Raw genomic sequence first — 16,765 nt, forward strand, 5'->3', positions numbered from 1 at the left:
GAGGCGGCGGGGGTGCTGACCGCCGGTTCTCAGCCGGACAAGCCTAGGGTCATCAGGGTGGCCTCCTTCTCCCGCTCCCGCGGTAGGTGGTCCCTCCCCGCGCTGATCGTGCTCGTCGCCCTGGTGGGTGGCGCCGTGATCTGGTTGCGGCAGGGGGACGACCCACCCCCGGTGAGCACTCGTGACGCGGTGATCGACGTGCCGGAGGGTCCGGGCAGCGACCGGACCGTCCAGATCGACACCACCCTGTACCTGCCCGAGCGCACCCCCGCGCCCGCCGTCCTGCTGCCGCACGGCTTCGGCGGCAGCAAGGCCGGCGTGTCCGCGCAGGCGACCGAACTGGCGCAGCGCGGGTTCGTGGTGCTGACCTACTCGGCGCGCGGCTTCGGCCGCAGCACCGGGCAGATCGCGCTGAACTCCGTCGACCACGAGGTGCGCGACGCGCAGAAGCTGCTCGACTGGCTGGCCACCCGCGAGGAGGTGCGCACCGACGCCCCCGGCGACCCGCGGGTGGGCGTGACCGGCGGCTCCTACGGCGGCGCGCTGGCGCTGTCGCTGGCGGGCGTGGACCAGCGGGTCGACACGATCGCCCCGGTGATCACCTACAACGACCTGTCCCAGGCGCTGCTGCCCAACGCGGCGACCACGGCCACCGTCGACGGCACCACCCCCTCCCCCGGCGCGTTCGCCCCGGACGGGGTGTTCAAGCGCTCGTGGGCGGGCATCTTCTTCTCCGCGGGCCTGTCCGGCGGGGACGCGGCCAGCCCCGGCCAGGAGGCGCCCGAGCCCGGCCAGGACGACGACGCCCAGGCGCTGGACAACGCCGCGGCGGCCGCGACCGCACCCCGGCAGCCGGGCGGCGACCAGGGCGGCGACCGCCCGGCGGGCCCGGTCAACGGTGCCTGCGGCCGGTTCCAGGCCGACGTGTGCGCCGCATACACCGAGGTCGCCACCACCGGCAAGGCCAGTGAGCGGACCCTGGCGCTGCTGCGCCGGTCCTCCCCGTCCGAGCTGACCAGCCGGATCACCCAGCCCACCCTGCTGGTGCAGGGCGAGCAGGACACCCTGTTCGGGCTGGACCAGGCCGACGCCAACGCCAGGCAGATCGCCGCCAACGGCGCCAAGGTCAAGGTGATCTGGTACGCGGGCGGCCACGACGGCGGCACGCCCGGTCCGGAGCTGCGCGGCCAGATCGCCGACTGGCTGGCCTTCCACCTCGACAACCGGGGCGCCGACCCCGGCACCGGCTTCGAGTACTCGGTGACCGGCGCGTTCCGCAGCAGCGGCGCCCCGTCGCTGCGCACCGTGGTCGCGCCCGGCTACCCCGGTCTGCCCGGCGGCTCCACCACCACCGAGCGCCGCGACGTGGCGCTGTCCGGGCGCGAGCAGGTGGTGGTCAACCCGGCGGGCGGCAACCCGGCGGCGGTGAGCAGCCTGCCGGGGCTGGGCGCGGCGCTGAGCCGGTCCAGCTCGCTGGCCAGCAGGCTCTCGCTGGACCTGCCCGGCCAGTCGGCCGTGTTTAGCAGCGAGGCGATGACCTCGCAGCTGCTGCTCAGCGGCTCGTCGACGGTGCGGCTGCGGGTGGCCGCGGTGCCCGGCCAGCCGGTGCCCGCCGACGGCGCGGTGCTGTTCGTCAAGCTCTACGACGCGGACTCCAACGGCGTGCGCACGCTGCCCGGATCGGCCGTGGCCCCGGTGCGCGTGGCGGACCTGCCCGCCGACGGCACCCCGGTCGAGGTGACCGTGACGCTGCCCGGCGCGGTGCGGCCGGTGGAGAGCGACCACCGGCTGGAGCTGGTGGTGTCGACCACCGACCAGGCCTACGCCAACGCCCAGGAGCCCGCCGCGTACCGGATTTCGCTGGCCTCGCCCGAGCTGCGGGTGCCCGTGGTCGGCGGGGTCAACAGCACCAGCGGCGTGCCCACCGGCGCGCTGTGGGGCATCGCCGTGGTGCTGGCGGTGTGCGCCGCCGCGGCCGTGATCGGCTGGTTCCGGCGCAGGCTCAACGCCGACGTCGACCCGGAGCTGACCGGCGTGCCCCTGGTGATCAAGGGGCTGACCAAGTCCTACCCCGGCGGGCTGACCGCGGTGAAGGACCTGTCCTTCACCGTCGGGCACGGGCAGGTGCTCGGCCTGCTCGGCCCCAACGGCGCGGGCAAGACCACCACGCTGCGGATGCTGATGGGCCTGATCCAGCCCACCGAGGGCGAGATCAGGGTGTTCGGCCACCGGGTCGGCCCCGGCGCTCCGGTGCTGTCCCGGATCGGCTCGTTCGTCGAGGGCTCGGGCTTCCTGCCGCACCTGTCCGGCATCGCCAACCTGCACCTGTACTGGGCCGCCACCGGCCGCCCCGTGGAGCAGGCGCACTTCGACGAGGCGCTGGAGATCGCGGGCCTGGGCGACGCGGTGCACCGCAAGGTGCGCACCTACAGCCAGGGCATGCGGCAGCGGCTGGCCATCGCCCAGGCGATGCTGGGCCTGCCGGACCTGCTGGTGCTCGACGAGCCGACCAACGGGCTCGACCCGCCCCAGATCCACCAGATGCGCGAGGTCCTGCGCCGCTACGCGGCCGCGGGGCGGACGGTGCTGGTGTCCAGCCACCTGCTCGCCGAGGTGGAGCAGACGTGCAGCCACGTGGTGGTCATGCACAAGGGCACCCTGGTCGCCGCGGGCGAGGTCGAGGAGATCGCGACCGGCGGCGGCGAGGCCAGCTTCCGGGTGGACCGCCCGGAGGAAGCGGCCTCGGTGCTGCGCGGGCTGTCCGGCGTGCACAACGTGCACGTGGACGGCGAGCAGGTGCACGCGAGCCTCAACGGCACGCCGCGCGCCGAAGCGCTGCAAGCGCTGGTGTCCGCGGGCGTGGCGGTGGACCAGGCCGGTCCGCGCAGACGCCTGGAGGACGCGTTCCTGGAATTGGTGGGCGACGCAGGGGGTTCCCGATGAGCCAGGGCAACGGGCACGGCGTGCACACCGATCCCGCCGCGATCAGCGACCTGACCGACGCCGCCGCCGCGGAGCACCCGCGGGTCGCGCCGGACGGGTCCAAGGTCGGCTACCGGGCGGGCCGCACGCTGCCCATCCGGGTCGAACTGGTGCGGCAGCTGCGCCGCAGGCGCACCCAGCTGGTGCTGGGCTTCCTGGTGCTGCTGCCGTTCATCCTGGTGGTCTCGTTCGAGATCGGGCAGTCCCAGCCGAACCGGCGCACGGGCGGGTTCGTCGACCTGGCCACGGCCAGCGGGATCAACTTCGTGGTGCTGACGCTGTTCGTCAGCGGCAGCTTCCTGCTGCCGATGATCGTGGCGCTGTTCTTCGGCGACACCATCGCCAGCGAGGCGTCGTGGTCGAGCCTGAAGTACCTGCTCGCCGCGCCGATCCCGCGGCACCGGCTGCTGCGCCGCAAGACCGTGGCCTCCGGGCTGCTGTCGCTGTTCGCGCTGGTGCTGCTGCCCGCGGTGGCGCTGGCGGTGGGCGTGCTCTGGTACGGGGCGGGCGAGGTGGTCAGCCCGACCGGTGAGGCGGCCTCGTTCGCCTCCGGCGTCACCGGCGTGGCGCTGGCGGTCGGCTACATCTCGATCCACCTGTTCTGGCTGGCCGGGCTGGCGCTGTTCCTGTCGGTGTCCACCGACGCGCCGCTGGGCGCGGTCGGCGGCGCGGTGCTGGCGTCGATCCTGTCGCAGATCCTCGACCAGATCACCGCGCTGGGCGACCTGCGCGAGTACCTGCCCACGCACTACGCCCTGGCGTGGGTGGACCTGCTGTCCACCGAGATCGACTGGTCGCAGATGGCGACCGGGGCGTTCTCGGCGCTGGCCTACGGCGCGTTCTTCACGCTGCTGGCCGCGCGCAAGTTCGCCCGCAAGGACATCACGTCCTGATCGGGCGCCCGGCGGTGAGGGGGCCGAGCCGCGCGGCTCGGCCCCCTCGTCGTCACTTCACGCCCGCGGCGTCCATGCCGCGCAGCTCCTTCTTCAGGTCCTGGATCTCGTCGCGCAGCCGCGCCGCCAGCTCGAACTGCAGCTCGCGGGCCGCGTTCATCATCTGGTCGGTCAGCTGCTGCACCAGGTCGGCCAGCTCGGACCGGGCCATGCCGCTGACGTCCTTGTCCACCAGCACGCCCGAGCTGCGGCCCGACGCGCCGGGGTCGCCGGTGGGCTTCTTGCCCCGCGAGGCGTTGCGGCCCGAGCCGCCCGGCTCGATGGCGTCCTCGGCCTCGGCGTAGACCTGCTCCAGGATGTCGGTGATCTTCTTGCGCAGCGGCTGCGGGTCGATGCCGCGTTCCTCGTTGTAGGCGATCTGCTTGGCCCGCCTGCGGTTGGTCTCGTCGATCGCGTGCCGCATCGAGTCGGTGATCCGGTCCGCGTACATGTGGACCTCGCCGGAGACGTTGCGCGCCGCGCGGCCGATGGTCTGGATGAGGCTGGTGCCCGAGCGCAGGAAGCCCTCCTTGTCCGCGTCCAGGATCGCCACCAGCGACACCTCGGGCAGGTCCAGGCCCTCGCGCAGCAGGTTGATGCCGATCAGCACGTCGTACTCGCCCAGCCGCAGCTGGCGCAGCAGCTCCACCCGGCGCAGCGTGTCGACCTCGGAGTGCAGGTAGCGCACCCGGATGCCCAGCTCCAGCAGGTAGTCGGTGAGGTCCTCGGCCATCTTCTTGGTCAGCGTGGTGACCAGCACCCGCTCGTCCCGCTCGGCCCGCGCGCGGATCTCGTGCACCAGGTCGTCGATCTGGCCCTCGGTGGGCTTGACCACCACCTCCGGGTCGACCAGTCCGGTGGGGCGGATGACCTGCTCGACGAACTCGCCGCCCGCCTGGCCCATCTCGTACGGGCCGGGGGTGGCCGACAGGTACACCGTCTGGCCGATCCGGTCGGCGAACTCCTCCCAGGTCAGCGGCCGGTTGTCCAGCGCGCTGGGCAGCCGGAAGCCGTGCTCGACCAGGTTGCGCTTGCGCGAGGCGTCGCCCTCGTACATGCCGCCGATCTGCGGCACCGTCACGTGCGACTCGTCGATGACCAGCAGGAAGTCGTCCGGGAAGTAGTCGATCAGGGTCGCGGGTGCGGAGCCCGCGGGGCGGTCGTCGATGTGCCGCGAGTAGTTCTCGATGCCCGAGCAGAACCCGACCTGGCGCATCATCTCGATGTCGTAGGTGGTGCGCATCCGCAGCCGCTGGGCCTCCAGCAGCTTGCCCTGCCGCTCCAGCTTGGCCAGCTGGTCGGCCAGCTCGGCCTCGATGTTGCTGATCGCCTTCTCCATCCGCTCCGGCCCCGCCACGTAGTGGGTGGCCGGGAAGATGCGCAGCTCCTCGACCTCCTTGACCACGTCGCCGGTCAGCGGGTGCAGGTAGTACAGCCGGTCGATCTCGTCGCCGAAGAACTCGACGCGCACGGCCAGCTCCTCGTAGGCGGGGATGATCTCCACCGTGTCGCCCCGCACCCGGAAGGTGCCGCGGTTGAACGCGATGTCGTTGCGGGCGTACTGCACGTCCACCAGCGCGCGCAGCAGCAGGTCGCGCTCGACCTCCGCGCCGACCTCCAGCTTGATCGACCGGTCGAGGTAGGACTGCGGCGTGCCCAGGCCGTAGATGCACGACACCGAGGCGACCACGATGACGTCGCGCCTGGTCAGCAGGCTCATGGTGGCCGAGTGGCGCAGGCGCTCGACGTCCTCGTTGATCGAGGAGTCCTTCTCGATGTAGGTGTCGGTCTGCGGGATGTAGGCCTCGGGCTGGTAGTAGTCGTAGTAGCTGACGAAGTACTCGACCGCGTTGTGCGGGAAGAACTCCTTGAGCTCGTTGGCCAGCTGGGCGGCCAGCGTCTTGTTCGGCGCCATCACCAGCGTGGGCCGCTGCAGCTTCTCCACCAGCCACGCCGTGGTGGCGGACTTGCCGGTGCCGGTGGCGCCGAGCAGCACCACGTCCTTCTCCCCCGCGCGGATGCGGCGTTCCAGCTCGGCGATCGCGGCGGGCTGGTCGCCCGCGGGCTGGTAGTCGCTGACCACGCGGAACTGCCCGTCGGTGCGGGGGATGTCACCGACGGGACGGTGCGACGAGTGCGCCTTGACCGGGATCTCGGTAGGGAAAGCCACGGCGACAAAGGTACGCCCGCCGTCCGACATTTTCCGGTCCCCGCAGGTCAGCAGTCACACCCGCAGCAGTCGCAGTCGCACGTCGGGCAGTCGCAGTTGCCGCACCAGGCGTCGCGGCGCTTGCCGCTCCACGGGCCGGGGTGCGGGTCGCGGCAGCAGTACTGGCAGGTTCCGCACTGGTAGAGCACGGCCAGGCAGCCCGGCAGCAGCCAGCGGCTCCTGGGCGGGTCGACCAGCTCGGGCCAGAACCACAGCCCGCTGCCCGGTCCCGACTCCCCGGACTTCCCGCGCCGCTGGCCCCTGGGCGCGTGCGCCCTGGCCGCGTGGCCGTGGGGCTCCCCGAACGCGCGCCGGATCGACTCCTTCACCTCGTGCACCAGCAGCACGTGCACCAGCCGGTCGTCGGTGAACTCCACCTCGCGCAGCGCCAGCTCGATGCCCAGCGCCGCGTCGTCGCACAGCCGCCGCGCCTCGGCCAGGGACGTTCCGGTGGCCACCAGCGGGTTCCACGCGCCCGACGCGCGGTCGGCGGCCAGGTCCTCCACCGCGTCCAGCAGGTGCGCCAGCCGCCCGAACAGCCTGCCCACCTCGCGCAGCGGCTCGGCATTGCCGGGGCGGCCCGCCAGCAGGGCGGTCCGGGCCGCCGCCGTCGCGGCGGCGGTCTCGGTCGGCTCGGTGACGGCCAGCACGGAGCCACCCGGCCCCGCCGCCGCCTCCACGGCGGACTGCCCGCGCACCGCGTCCACCAGCACCGCCGTGTCGAACCCCAGGTCGGCCCCGGTGGCGGCGGCCTGCTCGGCCCACCGCCGGGCGACCCGGCGGCCCACCCCGCGCACCGGGGCGTGGGCGAAAGCTCCGTCGCGGTCCCCGACGTGGTCGTCGACCTTCGCCGAGGCCAGCACCAGCGACACGGCCGCGGCCAGCCGGGCGCCGCCGCCCACCGCGACCTCGGCGGACCGCATCCCGCGCAGCGCGCACGGCCCGGCGGCCCGCCTCGACCGGGCGGACTGCGCCTCCACCAGCGCGGAGATCACCAGGCCGTCGTAGTTGGTGACCACGCGCGCCAGGTGGCCGTGGTCGTCGCGCAGGGCCAGGCACAGCCCGCACAGGTGCGCCAGCCAGGCTTCGCGCAGGCTCGGGCCCAGCCTGTTCCGGCAGGGGCGGATGATGCCGAACATGGCCGGGACCCTAGGCGATCGTCACCTGTTCGGGTGACACATCAGGGTGATCCGACCGCATTTCTGCTTAGAGTTCGTGGTGTGACGCTGAGCGCGGCAGGGATCACGACCGGAACGCACGTCCACCCGCCCAAGGTGGAGTACTTCGACCTGGACGCCAAGAGCAACACCGACCCCAAGGGCTACCTGCGCGGGGTCGAGGAGTACCGGTTGACGCGGCACGGGCTCTACATGTCCCGGCCGGTCACCGGCCACCCCCACCTCGCGCACTTCGAGTCGTGGCTGCTGCCCCGGCACGGGCTGCGCGTCACCCGCCAGTCCTGGCACCCCGGTCACGAGCGCGACTACGACCTGTACCTCGACGTCGTCGAGATCACCTCCAGCGGGTCGGTGTGGAAGACCGTCGACCTGTACCTGGACCTGGTGGTGCGCACCGGGCGCGCGGTGACCGTGCTGGACACCGACGAGCTGCTGGCCGCGCTGGGGCAGGGTCTGATCGAGCCGTGCCGGGCGCAGTGGGCGCTGGAGACGACCTACCGCGCGGTGGCGGGCATCTCCGCCCACGGCCACGACGCGGTGCGGTGGCTGGCCGCCCAGGGCACCGTCACCACCTGGCGCCCCCGCCACCCCTGACCGCACCGGCAAGTACTACCCGCCCCGCCCCCACGGGCCGGTGACTACTACCCGTTATCGCTGCGTCCGAGCCGGGTGGTAGTCAGCGGCCCGTCTAGGCCACACGGGTAGTACTTGCCGACGCGGATTCGTCGAGGTGACGCGGTGCGACGATGGGGTGAGCAATCGCCTGGTCCGCCGTCATCAGAACGAGACACTCTCCATCACATTCCGTGATGTAACGAATCAATCCGGATAGTTACCCGACGCTCACTTGCGGCTACCCTCTGAGCGCGTGGGAGCGGTTATGACACCTCAGCTGGTCGACGTGGTCGACACCGTCAGCGCAGTTCGCAACTACTCGTCGGGCACGTCCCGTCGCCTGTCCCGGTGCCAGGTCGAACGGTGGGGCCTGCGCCTGGAGTGCCCGACGCCGGAGGACCCGTTCGCCGACTCGGAGGTCACCTGGTTGATGCCCGAGCTGGGGTTGCGGCTGACCCACCACCGCCCGCGCTCGCGCCACGCGCGCAGCGGTCCGAGCGTGCTCAGCGCCGTCCGGGTCACCCGCGACGGCCGCTCGTGGCACACCACCGACCTGCTGCTGGGCCTGGCCGTGCCCGGCGGCACCACCGCGCGGATCGTGCGCTGCGAGGAGTTCGCGGCGGCCGTGGCCGGCCGGGTGCTCGGCCCCGGTGACGCCGACCTGGCGCTGCGCACCGTGCACCGCACGCTGGAGGAAGTCAGCCTGCACCGGCACGACCTGGGCGCGTGGCTGACCCACCGCGGGATCTACGACACCTGGCCGTCCTGGTAGAACGCCTCCACACGGGCCACGGCGGCGCTCATCCACGGCTCCTTCGCGTCGCCGTAGGCGAAGGCGCTCTCGTGGTCGGCGAACCGCTCCGCCAGCTCCTGCTTCAACTCCTGGTACTCCTGCCGGGCCGCCGCGTCCGCGCGCAGCCAGTCGCGGAACCGCAGCGCCCACTCCCACGCCGGGCCGCCCTCCACCCGCACGTGCAGGTTGACCCGACGAGCGGGGTCCGCGCCCACGTGCACCCGCTTGCGCCACCGCCGGGGGTCCCCGTCGTCCTTGGGGGTGTCGGTGTCGATGCCGTCGAGGCGCGGGAAGCCCGCCTCGGCCAGCGCGTCGGCCAGCGCGTCGGCGGTCTCCAGCGAGTCCACGCCCAGCTGGAAGTCCAGCACGTCCTTGGCCGCCAGGCCGGGCACCGCCGTGGAGCCGATGTGCTCCACCCGCCGCTGTCCCGCCGCCAGCCGGATGCGCGCGGCGATCCGCTCGGCCTGCGCGGGCCACGTCGCGTCGTAGGGCACCACCCTGGGCGGGGTGGGGGTGTAGCGGCGCAGCCGCACGTTGGCCTCGTAGGGCACCAGCCGGTCCACCCACAGCGCGTCGACCCGCGCCAGCACCTGGTCGGGGGTGCCGGTGTTGTCCAGCCACACGTCGGCCGCCGCGCGGCGGCGCGCGTCGTCGGCCTGGGCGGCGATCCGGTTGCGCGCGTCCCGCTCGTCCATGCCCCGGCCGCCCACCAGGCGGGCGACCCGCTGCTCCACGTCGGCGTGCACGATCAGCACCAGGTGGTAGGCGGGCATCAGGCCGTTCTCCACCAGCAGCGGCACGTCGTGCACGACGATCGCGTCCGGCGGGGCGGCGGCGATCAGCTCGGCCGCACGAGCTCCCACCTTCGGGTGAATGATGCCGTTGAGCGTGCGACGGGCCTCGTCGTCGCTGAACACCTTCGCGGCCAGCGCCGCCCGGTCCAGCGCGCCGCCCGCGCCCAGCACACCGTCGCCGAAGGCCGCGACGACCTCGGCCAACCCCTCGGTGCCCGGCTCGACCACCTCGCGGGCCAGCAGGTCGGCGTCCACCAGCACCGCCCCGTGCTCCACGAGCCTGGCCGCGACGGTCGACTTGCCCGACCCGATTCCCCCGGAGAGCCCCACGCGCAGCATGGCCCGATCATGCCGGCCCGCAGGCGCGGGGCGCGGCTCAGACGTCCTCCGTCGGCGTCATGGACTGCGCCGCCAGCGCGGCCAGCACCGGGCCGACCTGGTCGTCCGGCACGACACCGGCCTTGACGCGCACCACGAACGTGGTCTTGCCCAGCGAGCCCAGCAGCAGGCGCTCGTCGCGGGTCACCACCAGCGAGCCCTTCTGCTTGCCCACCTCGACCTCGCTGACCGCCCCGCCCTCCTGGCGCTCGGCGGAGACGCTGTCGGTGACCCGGCCGCGGGCGGTGGCCTCGTCGTTGTAGGCGGACAGGCCGATGACCACCGGCGCGGCGGCCAGCTGCTGGCCCTGCGCCAAGCCGTAGTAGCAGTCGATCTTGCCGGTGCGCCCCAGCGCGGGCTCCGGGATGCCGATGATCAGCCGGGGCTCGCCCGGCAGCTCCCGGCCCAGCCGCTGGTTCATCACCTCGACCGGCACGACCAGCTCGCAGTCGTCGGGCAGCGGGCGGTCCACCATCACCGGCACGCGGGAGGCCGAGGTCGGAGGCACGATCTTGGGGATCGGCGGAGCAGGCGGAGGCGGGGCCTGCTCCGCCGAGCACGCCACCGTGCACCCGAGCACAAGTCCCACCAGCACCACCGTCCGCGAGCCCATAAGGCCAACAAGGTAGTGCATGACAACGGCCCCGCACCGCAGTCGCGGTACGGGGCCGTGCCGTTAGCACACTATCAGGCGATCACATGCCGCCCGACAGCTTCTCGCGGAGCGCGGCGAGCTGCTCGTCGCTGGCCAGCGTGCCGCCCGCCTGGGCGGGAGCGCCGGAGCTGGACGCGGCGGCCGGGGCGTCGCCACCGGAGGAGTAGTTGGTCTCCCCAGCGGCCTCCTCCTCGGCGGCGGCGGCCTTGGCGACCTGCTTCATGTGGGCCTCGTAGCGCGTGTGGGCCTCGGCGTACTGCCGCTCCCACTCCTCGCGCTGCTTGTCGAAGCCCTCCTGCCACTCCTGGGTCTCCGGGTCGAAGCCCTCGGGGTAGATGTAGTTGCCCTGCTCGTCGTACTCGGCGGCCATGCCGTACTGGGTCGGGTCGAACTCCGAGTCGACCGTGAAGCCCTCGTTGGCCTGCTTGAGCGACAGCGAGATGCGGCGGCGGTCCAGGTCGATGTCGATGACCTTGACCATGACGTCGTCGCCGACCTGCACGACCTGCTCCGGGATCTCCACGTGGCGCTCGGCCAGCTCGGAGATGTGGACCAGGCCCTCGATGCCCTCGTCCACCCGGACGAACGCGCCGAACGGAACCAGCTTGGTGACCTTGCCCGGCACGATCTGGCCGATCGCGTGGGTGCGGGCGAACTGGCGCCACGGGTCTTCCTGCGTCGCCTTGAGCGACAGCGACACGCGCTCGCGCTCCATGTCGACGTCGAGGACCTCGACGGTGACCTCCTGGCCGACCTCGACGACCTCGGACGGGTGGTCGATGTGCTTCCAGGACAGCTCGGAGACGTGCACCAGGCCGTCCACGCCGCCAAGGTCGACGAACGCGCCGAAGTTGACGATCGAGGACACGACGCCCTTGCGGACCTGGCCCTTCTGCAGCTGGTTGAGGAACTCGCTGCGGACCTCGGACTGGGTCTGCTCCAGCCAGGCGCGGCGGGACAGCACCACGTTGTTGCGGTTCTTGTCCAGCTCGATGATCTTGGCCTCGAGCTCGCGGCCCACGTAGGGCTGCAGGTCGCGCACGCGCCGCATCTCCACCAGCGAGGCGGGCAGGAAGCCGCGCAGGCCGATGTCCAGGATCAGGCCGCCCTTGACCACCTCGATGACGGTGCCGCGGACCGGCTCGTCCTTCTCCTTGAGAGCCTCGATGGTGCCCCAGGCGCGCTCGTACTGCGCGCGCTTCTTGGACAGGATCAGCCGGCCTTCCTTGTCCTCCTTCTGGAGGACAAGCGCCTCAACCTCGTCGCCGACCTTGACGACCTCGTTGGGGTCCACGTCGTGCTTGATCGACAGCTCGCGCGAGGGGATGACGCCCTCGGTCTTGTAGCCGATGTCGAGCAGGACCTCGTCCCGGTCGACCTTGACGATGGTGCCCTCGACGATATCGCCATCGTTGAAGTACTTGATGGTCTTGTCGATGGCGGCGAGGAAGTCCTCCTCCGTCCCGATATCGTTGATAGCGATCTGCTGCTTCGGCGCGGTGGCAGCCGGGACAGTGGTGGTGTCGGTGGACATTAGGTAGGTGGCTCCGGTACGGATTGGGGTTGTCTGACCTGCAGGTTTAGCGCTGCGCGACGGGCACGCCCCAACCGCGAAGACCGACTCACCAGGTGATCACCGATCATGAGCAGCGCGAACCCACTACGCGGCCGGTATCGTACGCGGCTTTGAGCACACCGGGCAAACCGGTCCCCCTGAAGGAGCAGTGTGTCCGACCAGCACGCGAGCGCCGAAGCGGCCCTCGGCACCACCGGCATCGCCCAGCGCGCCGCCGACGCGGCGGAGTCCCGCGCGGCCAACCGGCTGTGGTGGGACGCCGACGCGGACGACTACCACGCCGAGCACGGCGGCTTCCTCGGCGACGTTGACTTCCTGTGGTGCCCGGAGGGGCTGCGCGAGCAGGACGCCGGGCTGCTCGGCCCGGTCGCCGGGCAGCGGGTGCTGGAGGTCGGGTGCGGCTCGGCGCCGTGCGCGCGCTGGCTGGCCGCGCGGGGCGCGCGGCCGGTGGCGCTGGACATCTCGGCGGGGATGCTGCGGCACGCCGTGGCCGCCGCCGAGCGGACCGGCATCACCGTGCCGCTGGTGCAGGCCAGCGCCGACCAGCTGCCCTTCGCCGACGCCAGCTTCGACGCGGCCTGCTCGGCCTTCGGCGCGGTGCCGTTCGTCGCCGACGTGGGCGCGGTGTTCGCCGAGGTGGCGCGGGTGCTGCGGCCGGGCGCGCGGTGGGTGTTCGCGGTGAATCACCCGATGCGGTGGATTTTTCCGGACGACCCCGGTCCGGGCGGGCTCACCGTGACCCACTCCTACTTCGACCGCACGCCCTACGTGGAGGTCGACGCGCAGGGCCGGGCCACCTACGTCGAGCACCACCGCACGATGGGCGACTACGTCCGCGCGCTGGTCGGGGCGGGTCTGGAGCTGGTGGACCTGGTCGAACCGGAGTGGCCCGCCGGGCACACCCGCACGTGGGGGCAGTGGAGCCCGCTGCGCGGCAGGCTGTTCCCCGGCACCGCGATCCTGTCCACGCGCAAGCCGCGGTAGCGCGAGCCGTAGCCTGCGGGCATGACCGTCAGTCGGGGGCTGGTGGAGGCTCAGAGCGCGCGTTTCGCGGGCATCGATCGGCTGCTGCCCGCCGTGGGGCCACCGCCGGAGGGGGACGTGATCACCGCCGCCCTGCCGGACGGCACGCGGGTGGCCGGGGTGGTGCAGCGCAAGCTGCACGAGCGCACCTCGCCCGCCCGGCTGTGGTCGGCCACCGAGGTGTGGGAGCTGACCCCGCTGCTGGGCGGCACCGGGGCGGTGGGCATGGACGCGCTGCTGCGCGCGTGGCGGCACCGGCTGGACCGGGTCGGCCCGGCGGAGCGGGACTCGGCGTGCGTGCTGACCTGGCCCAGCCGCGACGCCGAGGCGGCGCGGGCGCTGCTGGACCACGGGCTGGTGCCGCTGACGGTGATCGCGGTGCGCCTGGCCGCGCCACCGCCGCCGGTGGCGGGGCCGCTGGTGATCCGCCGGGCCGGGCTGGCGGACCTGGAGGCGGTGCTGCACCTGGCGCTGACCGAGCTGCGCTACTCGGCGCTGGTCGGCTCGACGGTGGACCGGCCGGAGGCGGCGGCGCTCAAGCGGCGCTCGCTGGCCGAGCGGCTGGCGGCGGGCGGGCCCGCGTGGCTGGCCGAGCGGGACGGGATCGCGGTCGGGCTGGCCGAGTGCGCGGTGGTGACCGCGGAGCCGGGCGGGTGGGCGGCGACCAAGCTGCCGCAGGGCCGGTGGGCCTACGTCAACTGCGTGTCGGTGCTGCCGGGCGCGCGGGGCATCGGGGTGGGCAGGCAGCTGATGGCGCACGTGCACCGGGAGTTGCACCGGATGGGGACGGTGGGCAGCTACCTCTACTACAACCCGCCGAACCCGCTGTCGTCGGTGTTCTGGCCCCGGCAGGGGTACCGGCCGCTGTGGACGGTGTGGGAGGTCCGCCCGGCGGGTGCGCTGCGGTAGCGCCTGCAAGTACTACCCGGCGCGCTCACGAGGGCCGGTAACTACTACCCGCCGCCGCGAACGCGCGGTTCGGGGTGTGGCCGGGGCACAGATGGCGAGGTTGTGATGGATAACGTTGGGCGCTCTCGCGCCTGCGGGTAGTGGTTGACGGGTAGTAGTTAACGGCCCGCGCGGACGGCCCGGGTAGTACTTGCAGGCGTTAGCGGCGCACTACCCAGGTGTCGACCTCGCCGAGCTGGTGCACCGAGGGCGGCTTGCCCTCCAAGGCGCGGTGCACGGCCTCCATCACGCCCTTGGACGCCTCCTCGTGGGTCAGCCAGCGGGTCTGCCCGGCGTGGCGCACGAAGCCCAGCACGACCTGCTGCGTGGGGTGCGCGGCCAGCAGCGGGTCGGGCACCCCTCGGGTCGGGCTGATCGCGCCGATGTCGTGCACCTCCACCACCGGCGCACCGGGGGCCAGCAGCGGCTCGACGGCCTTGAGCACCGGTTCGCGGTAGCTGGCGTGCACCCACGCCACCAGCAGGTCGGCCGGGCGGTCCAGCTCGGCGCGCACCCGCTCGGCCAGCTCCTGGGCGCGCGCCCAGTCCGCGGCCACCCAGCAGGAGTCGCCGATGGGCGTGTGCCCGCGCCTGCGCAGCGCCGCCCTGGCCGCCTGGCCCAGCTCCGGTCTGGCCCGCCTGCACGGCAGCACCACCCGCCACCCCCGCGCCACCAGCTCATCGGCGCAGCCCTGCAACATGCCGGTGCCGCCCAGCACCAGCGCGGTCCGCTCGCTCATCGCACCGAACTCCTCGCCCGTCGGCGGCGCGCCACAGCGGTGGGGCGCGCCACTGGCCCCCACGCTGCCCGCCCGGTCGCGCTACCGCCAGTCGAATCACCTGGTCCCCCGGAAGGACGCCGGTCACCCGATCAGCGGTACGGCGCGCGGGCCCGCTCGCGCCGGGTCCACCGCTGGTCGAGCAGCCCGGCCGCGCGCCGTCGCGGTGGGTGGCGCGCCTGCCCAGCGGGTCGACCTGCCCCGGCTGCCGTTGGCCATCAGCCGGTAGCCGTCCTCGTGCTCGGCGTCCAGCTAGAGCGCGCGCAGCCAGTCGTCGACGATGCGCAGGGCGAACGGGTCGTCCCGTGCCTCGGGCGCGCCGTACCCCCTCGCAGCCGCCGTGGTGGCCGTGCCGCACGTCCAGCAGTCACTCGAAGTGCACCGAGCCGACGCGCCCCACCCCGCCGCCCGCGAGCAGTTCGCAGACCTTCTCGTGCCCCGGTGCCCACGACCGCGCGGGGGCTCGGCAACGTCGAGGTTCGCCGCCGCCACCCGCCCCTGCGGTCGGCGGTGTCCCGGCGCTGAGACGCTTTTCACGTAACGCCCGGCGGACATCGCGAATCGGTGAACTCGCTGTTCAGAGGCGGTGTGTCGGCTCATACTGGGCCGACTTTGAATTCAGGGGGGAACCTTGACCTACCCGAGCTCCGAGCCGTCTCCGGAAGCGCAGCCGACCCACCCGGTCCTGGAACCGTACGGCCTGTCGACCCCGGCCCCGCAGGTCGAGCAGCCGCAGACCGGACCGGCTTTCCAGCCCTACGGCCAGTTCACGCCCAGCACGCCGCCCGCCGGGCAGCCGCACGTCGGACCGCCCTTCGAGCCCTACGGCACGGCCGCCGCCGCGCCGCCGGGGAAGAGGACCGCGGTGGTGCTGCTGTCAGTGCTGGCGGTGCTGCTCCTGGCGACCGCGGGCGTGTTCGGCGCCTTGTACGCCAACCAGGCCAGCCGCGCCGACCAGCTCGCCACCCGGTTGTCGGACAAGGAGCGCGAGCTCACCGAGTCGGGCAAGCAGCTGGAGAACGCCAAGGACGAGGCGAGCAAGGCCAAGAACGACCGGGAGATCGCCGAGGACGCCCGCAAGCGCGCCGAGAACGACGGCGCGTCGATGCTCAAGTGCCGGGACGCGGCGCGCGCGCTGCGCGAAGCGGCGCTGGCCAACAACGAGGCCAAGGGCGAGGAGGCGTTCCTCCAGCTGTTCGCCGTCTGCTAGCGGGGCGGTTCAGGAGGAGGGCGCGTGGTCGAACGGCGCCAGGAGCAGGTCCGCGAGGCCCTGCCTGGCGTGTTCGGGGCCGTCGAGGCGCAACGAGCCCGAGTCCACCGCCGCCGCCAGGGTGAGCCGGTGGTCGCAGATGGCGCGGAGGGTGTCGAGGTCGGTGGCGAGGGTGGCGTCGGGCGCACTCGGGGCGGTGCCGCGGCTGATGTGGAGCGAGCCGCCGGTGATCTCGACGCAGTAGGTGTCGGCGTCGATGCGGAGCTCGTAGACGCGGTCCGACACGGCGACGCGCGCCGGGTCGAAGGCCGCCTTGGCGCTGAGCAGGATGGAGTCGACGCCGAGGCGGCCGTCGGGGACTGCGGGCGCTTGGCTCCCCCAGCGGCCGAGGTGCAGGAGGACCGGTTCCAGGGCGCGGCCCCAGTCGGTCAGCCCGTAGAGGCGGACGCGGGCAGGTGGAGGCAGGTCGCGGCGTTCCACGACGCCGTGCTCGGTCAGCTCGCGCAGCCGCTGGGTGAGCACGTTGGGGCTGATGCCCGGCAGGCCCGCGTGCAGGTCGCCGAAGCGCTTGGGCCCCAGCAGCAGGTCGCGCACGATCAGCAGGGCCCAGCGCTCACCGATGATGTCCAGGCCGCAGGCCACCCCGCACGGGTCCCCGTAACTGCGCATACCGGTCATGCCTGCCAGGCTACCG

The 16,765-nt window shown here is 73.0% G+C and carries 14 protein-coding genes; 7 read left to right on the forward strand and 7 right to left on the reverse strand.

Features of this window, described 5'->3' with window-relative positions; translation table 11 throughout:
• Nucleotides 1–57 precede the first annotated feature (57 nt).
• Both JOF41_RS21485 and JOF41_RS21490 read left to right on the forward strand, forming a co-directional pair.
• Nucleotides 58–2,943 carry an alpha/beta fold hydrolase gene (locus JOF41_RS21485; RefSeq protein ID WP_209621472.1) on the forward strand — a complete coding sequence of 962 codons (2,886 nt, stop codon included), beginning with the start codon at nt 58–60 and terminating at the stop codon, nt 2,941–2,943.
• On the forward strand, nt 2,940–3,875 hold the full coding sequence (locus JOF41_RS21490) for an ABC transporter permease (RefSeq protein ID WP_209621475.1): 936 nt from the start codon (nt 2,940–2,942) through the stop codon (nt 3,873–3,875). The genes JOF41_RS21485 and JOF41_RS21490 overlap by 4 nt, the downstream gene beginning before the upstream one ends.
• 52 nt (nt 3,876–3,927) lie before the next feature.
• Here JOF41_RS21490 and uvrB read toward each other — a convergent pair whose 3' ends face one another.
• A complete protein-coding gene (uvrB, locus tag JOF41_RS21495) occupies nt 3,928–6,114 on the reverse strand; it encodes an excinuclease ABC subunit UvrB (protein WP_229795454.1) in 2,187 nt (728 codons plus the stop codon).
• A gap of 17 nt (nt 6,115–6,131) precedes the next feature.
• Nucleotides 6,132–7,262, reverse strand: coding sequence for a DUF5685 family protein (locus JOF41_RS21500; RefSeq protein ID WP_209621478.1), 1,131 nt, complete (start codon nt 7,260–7,262; stop codon nt 6,132–6,134).
• Between the two features lie 81 nt (nt 7,263–7,343).
• Between JOF41_RS21500 and JOF41_RS21505 the strand changes: the two genes are divergently transcribed.
• Both JOF41_RS21505 and JOF41_RS21510 read left to right on the forward strand, forming a co-directional pair.
• Nucleotides 7,344–7,895: a ribonuclease FAU-1 family protein gene (locus JOF41_RS21505; protein WP_209621481.1), complete on the forward strand. Its 552-nt coding sequence runs from the start codon at nt 7,344–7,346 to the stop codon at nt 7,893–7,895.
• Between the two features lie 286 nt (nt 7,896–8,181).
• Complete coding sequence (locus JOF41_RS21510; RefSeq protein WP_229795452.1) at nt 8,182–8,688, forward strand: ribonuclease FAU-1 family protein; 507 nt, start codon at nt 8,182–8,184, stop codon at nt 8,686–8,688.
• Here the strand turns inward: JOF41_RS21510 and coaE are convergent.
• The 3 genes from coaE to rpsA form a co-directional block, all read right to left on the reverse strand.
• Entirely contained in the window at nt 8,664–9,842 is a 1,179-nt protein-coding gene (gene coaE / locus JOF41_RS21515) for a dephospho-CoA kinase (RefSeq protein ID WP_189223211.1), read from the reverse strand. The two genes, JOF41_RS21510 and coaE, sit on opposite strands and share 25 nt — an antisense overlap.
• 37 nt (nt 9,843–9,879) lie before the next feature.
• Nucleotides 9,880–10,494 (reverse strand): hypothetical protein, encoded by a 615-nt coding sequence (locus JOF41_RS21520; protein ID WP_229795450.1) that lies wholly within the window; start codon nt 10,492–10,494, stop codon nt 9,880–9,882.
• Between the two features lie 82 nt (nt 10,495–10,576).
• Complete coding sequence (gene rpsA / locus JOF41_RS21525; RefSeq protein WP_189223209.1) at nt 10,577–12,070, reverse strand: 30S ribosomal protein S1; 1,494 nt, start codon at nt 12,068–12,070, stop codon at nt 10,577–10,579.
• 192 nt (nt 12,071–12,262) lie between these two features.
• Between rpsA and JOF41_RS21530 the strand changes: the two genes are divergently transcribed.
• Together JOF41_RS21530 and JOF41_RS21535 are read left to right on the forward strand one after the other, a co-directional pair.
• Nucleotides 12,263–13,096, forward strand: coding sequence for a class I SAM-dependent methyltransferase (locus tag JOF41_RS21530; RefSeq protein ID WP_189223208.1), 834 nt, complete (start codon nt 12,263–12,265; stop codon nt 13,094–13,096).
• Between the two features lie 21 nt (nt 13,097–13,117).
• Nucleotides 13,118–14,044 (forward strand): GNAT family N-acetyltransferase, encoded by a 927-nt coding sequence (locus JOF41_RS21535; protein WP_189223207.1) that lies wholly within the window; start codon nt 13,118–13,120, stop codon nt 14,042–14,044.
• A gap of 199 nt (nt 14,045–14,243) precedes the next feature.
• On the opposite strand, the gene JOF41_RS21540 is transcribed toward JOF41_RS21535, so the two are convergent.
• Nucleotides 14,244–14,822, reverse strand: coding sequence for a Rossmann-fold NAD(P)-binding domain-containing protein (locus JOF41_RS21540; protein ID WP_189223206.1), 579 nt, complete (start codon nt 14,820–14,822; stop codon nt 14,244–14,246).
• 670 nt (nt 14,823–15,492) lie between these two features.
• On the opposite strand from JOF41_RS21540, the gene JOF41_RS21545 reads away from it, so the two are divergent.
• Nucleotides 15,493–16,071: a hypothetical protein gene (locus JOF41_RS21545; protein ID WP_189223205.1), complete on the forward strand. Its 579-nt coding sequence runs from the start codon at nt 15,493–15,495 to the stop codon at nt 16,069–16,071.
• 9 nt (nt 16,072–16,080) lie between these two features.
• Here JOF41_RS21545 and JOF41_RS21550 read toward each other — a convergent pair whose 3' ends face one another.
• Entirely contained in the window at nt 16,081–16,749 is a 669-nt protein-coding gene (locus JOF41_RS21550) for a winged helix-turn-helix transcriptional regulator (RefSeq protein WP_189223204.1), read from the reverse strand.
• Nucleotides 16,750–16,765 lie beyond the last annotated feature (16 nt).

This window comes from Saccharothrix coeruleofusca, assembly GCF_017876325.1.
In the GTDB taxonomy this organism is placed as follows: domain Bacteria; phylum Actinomycetota; class Actinomycetes; order Mycobacteriales; family Pseudonocardiaceae; genus Actinosynnema; species Actinosynnema coeruleofuscum.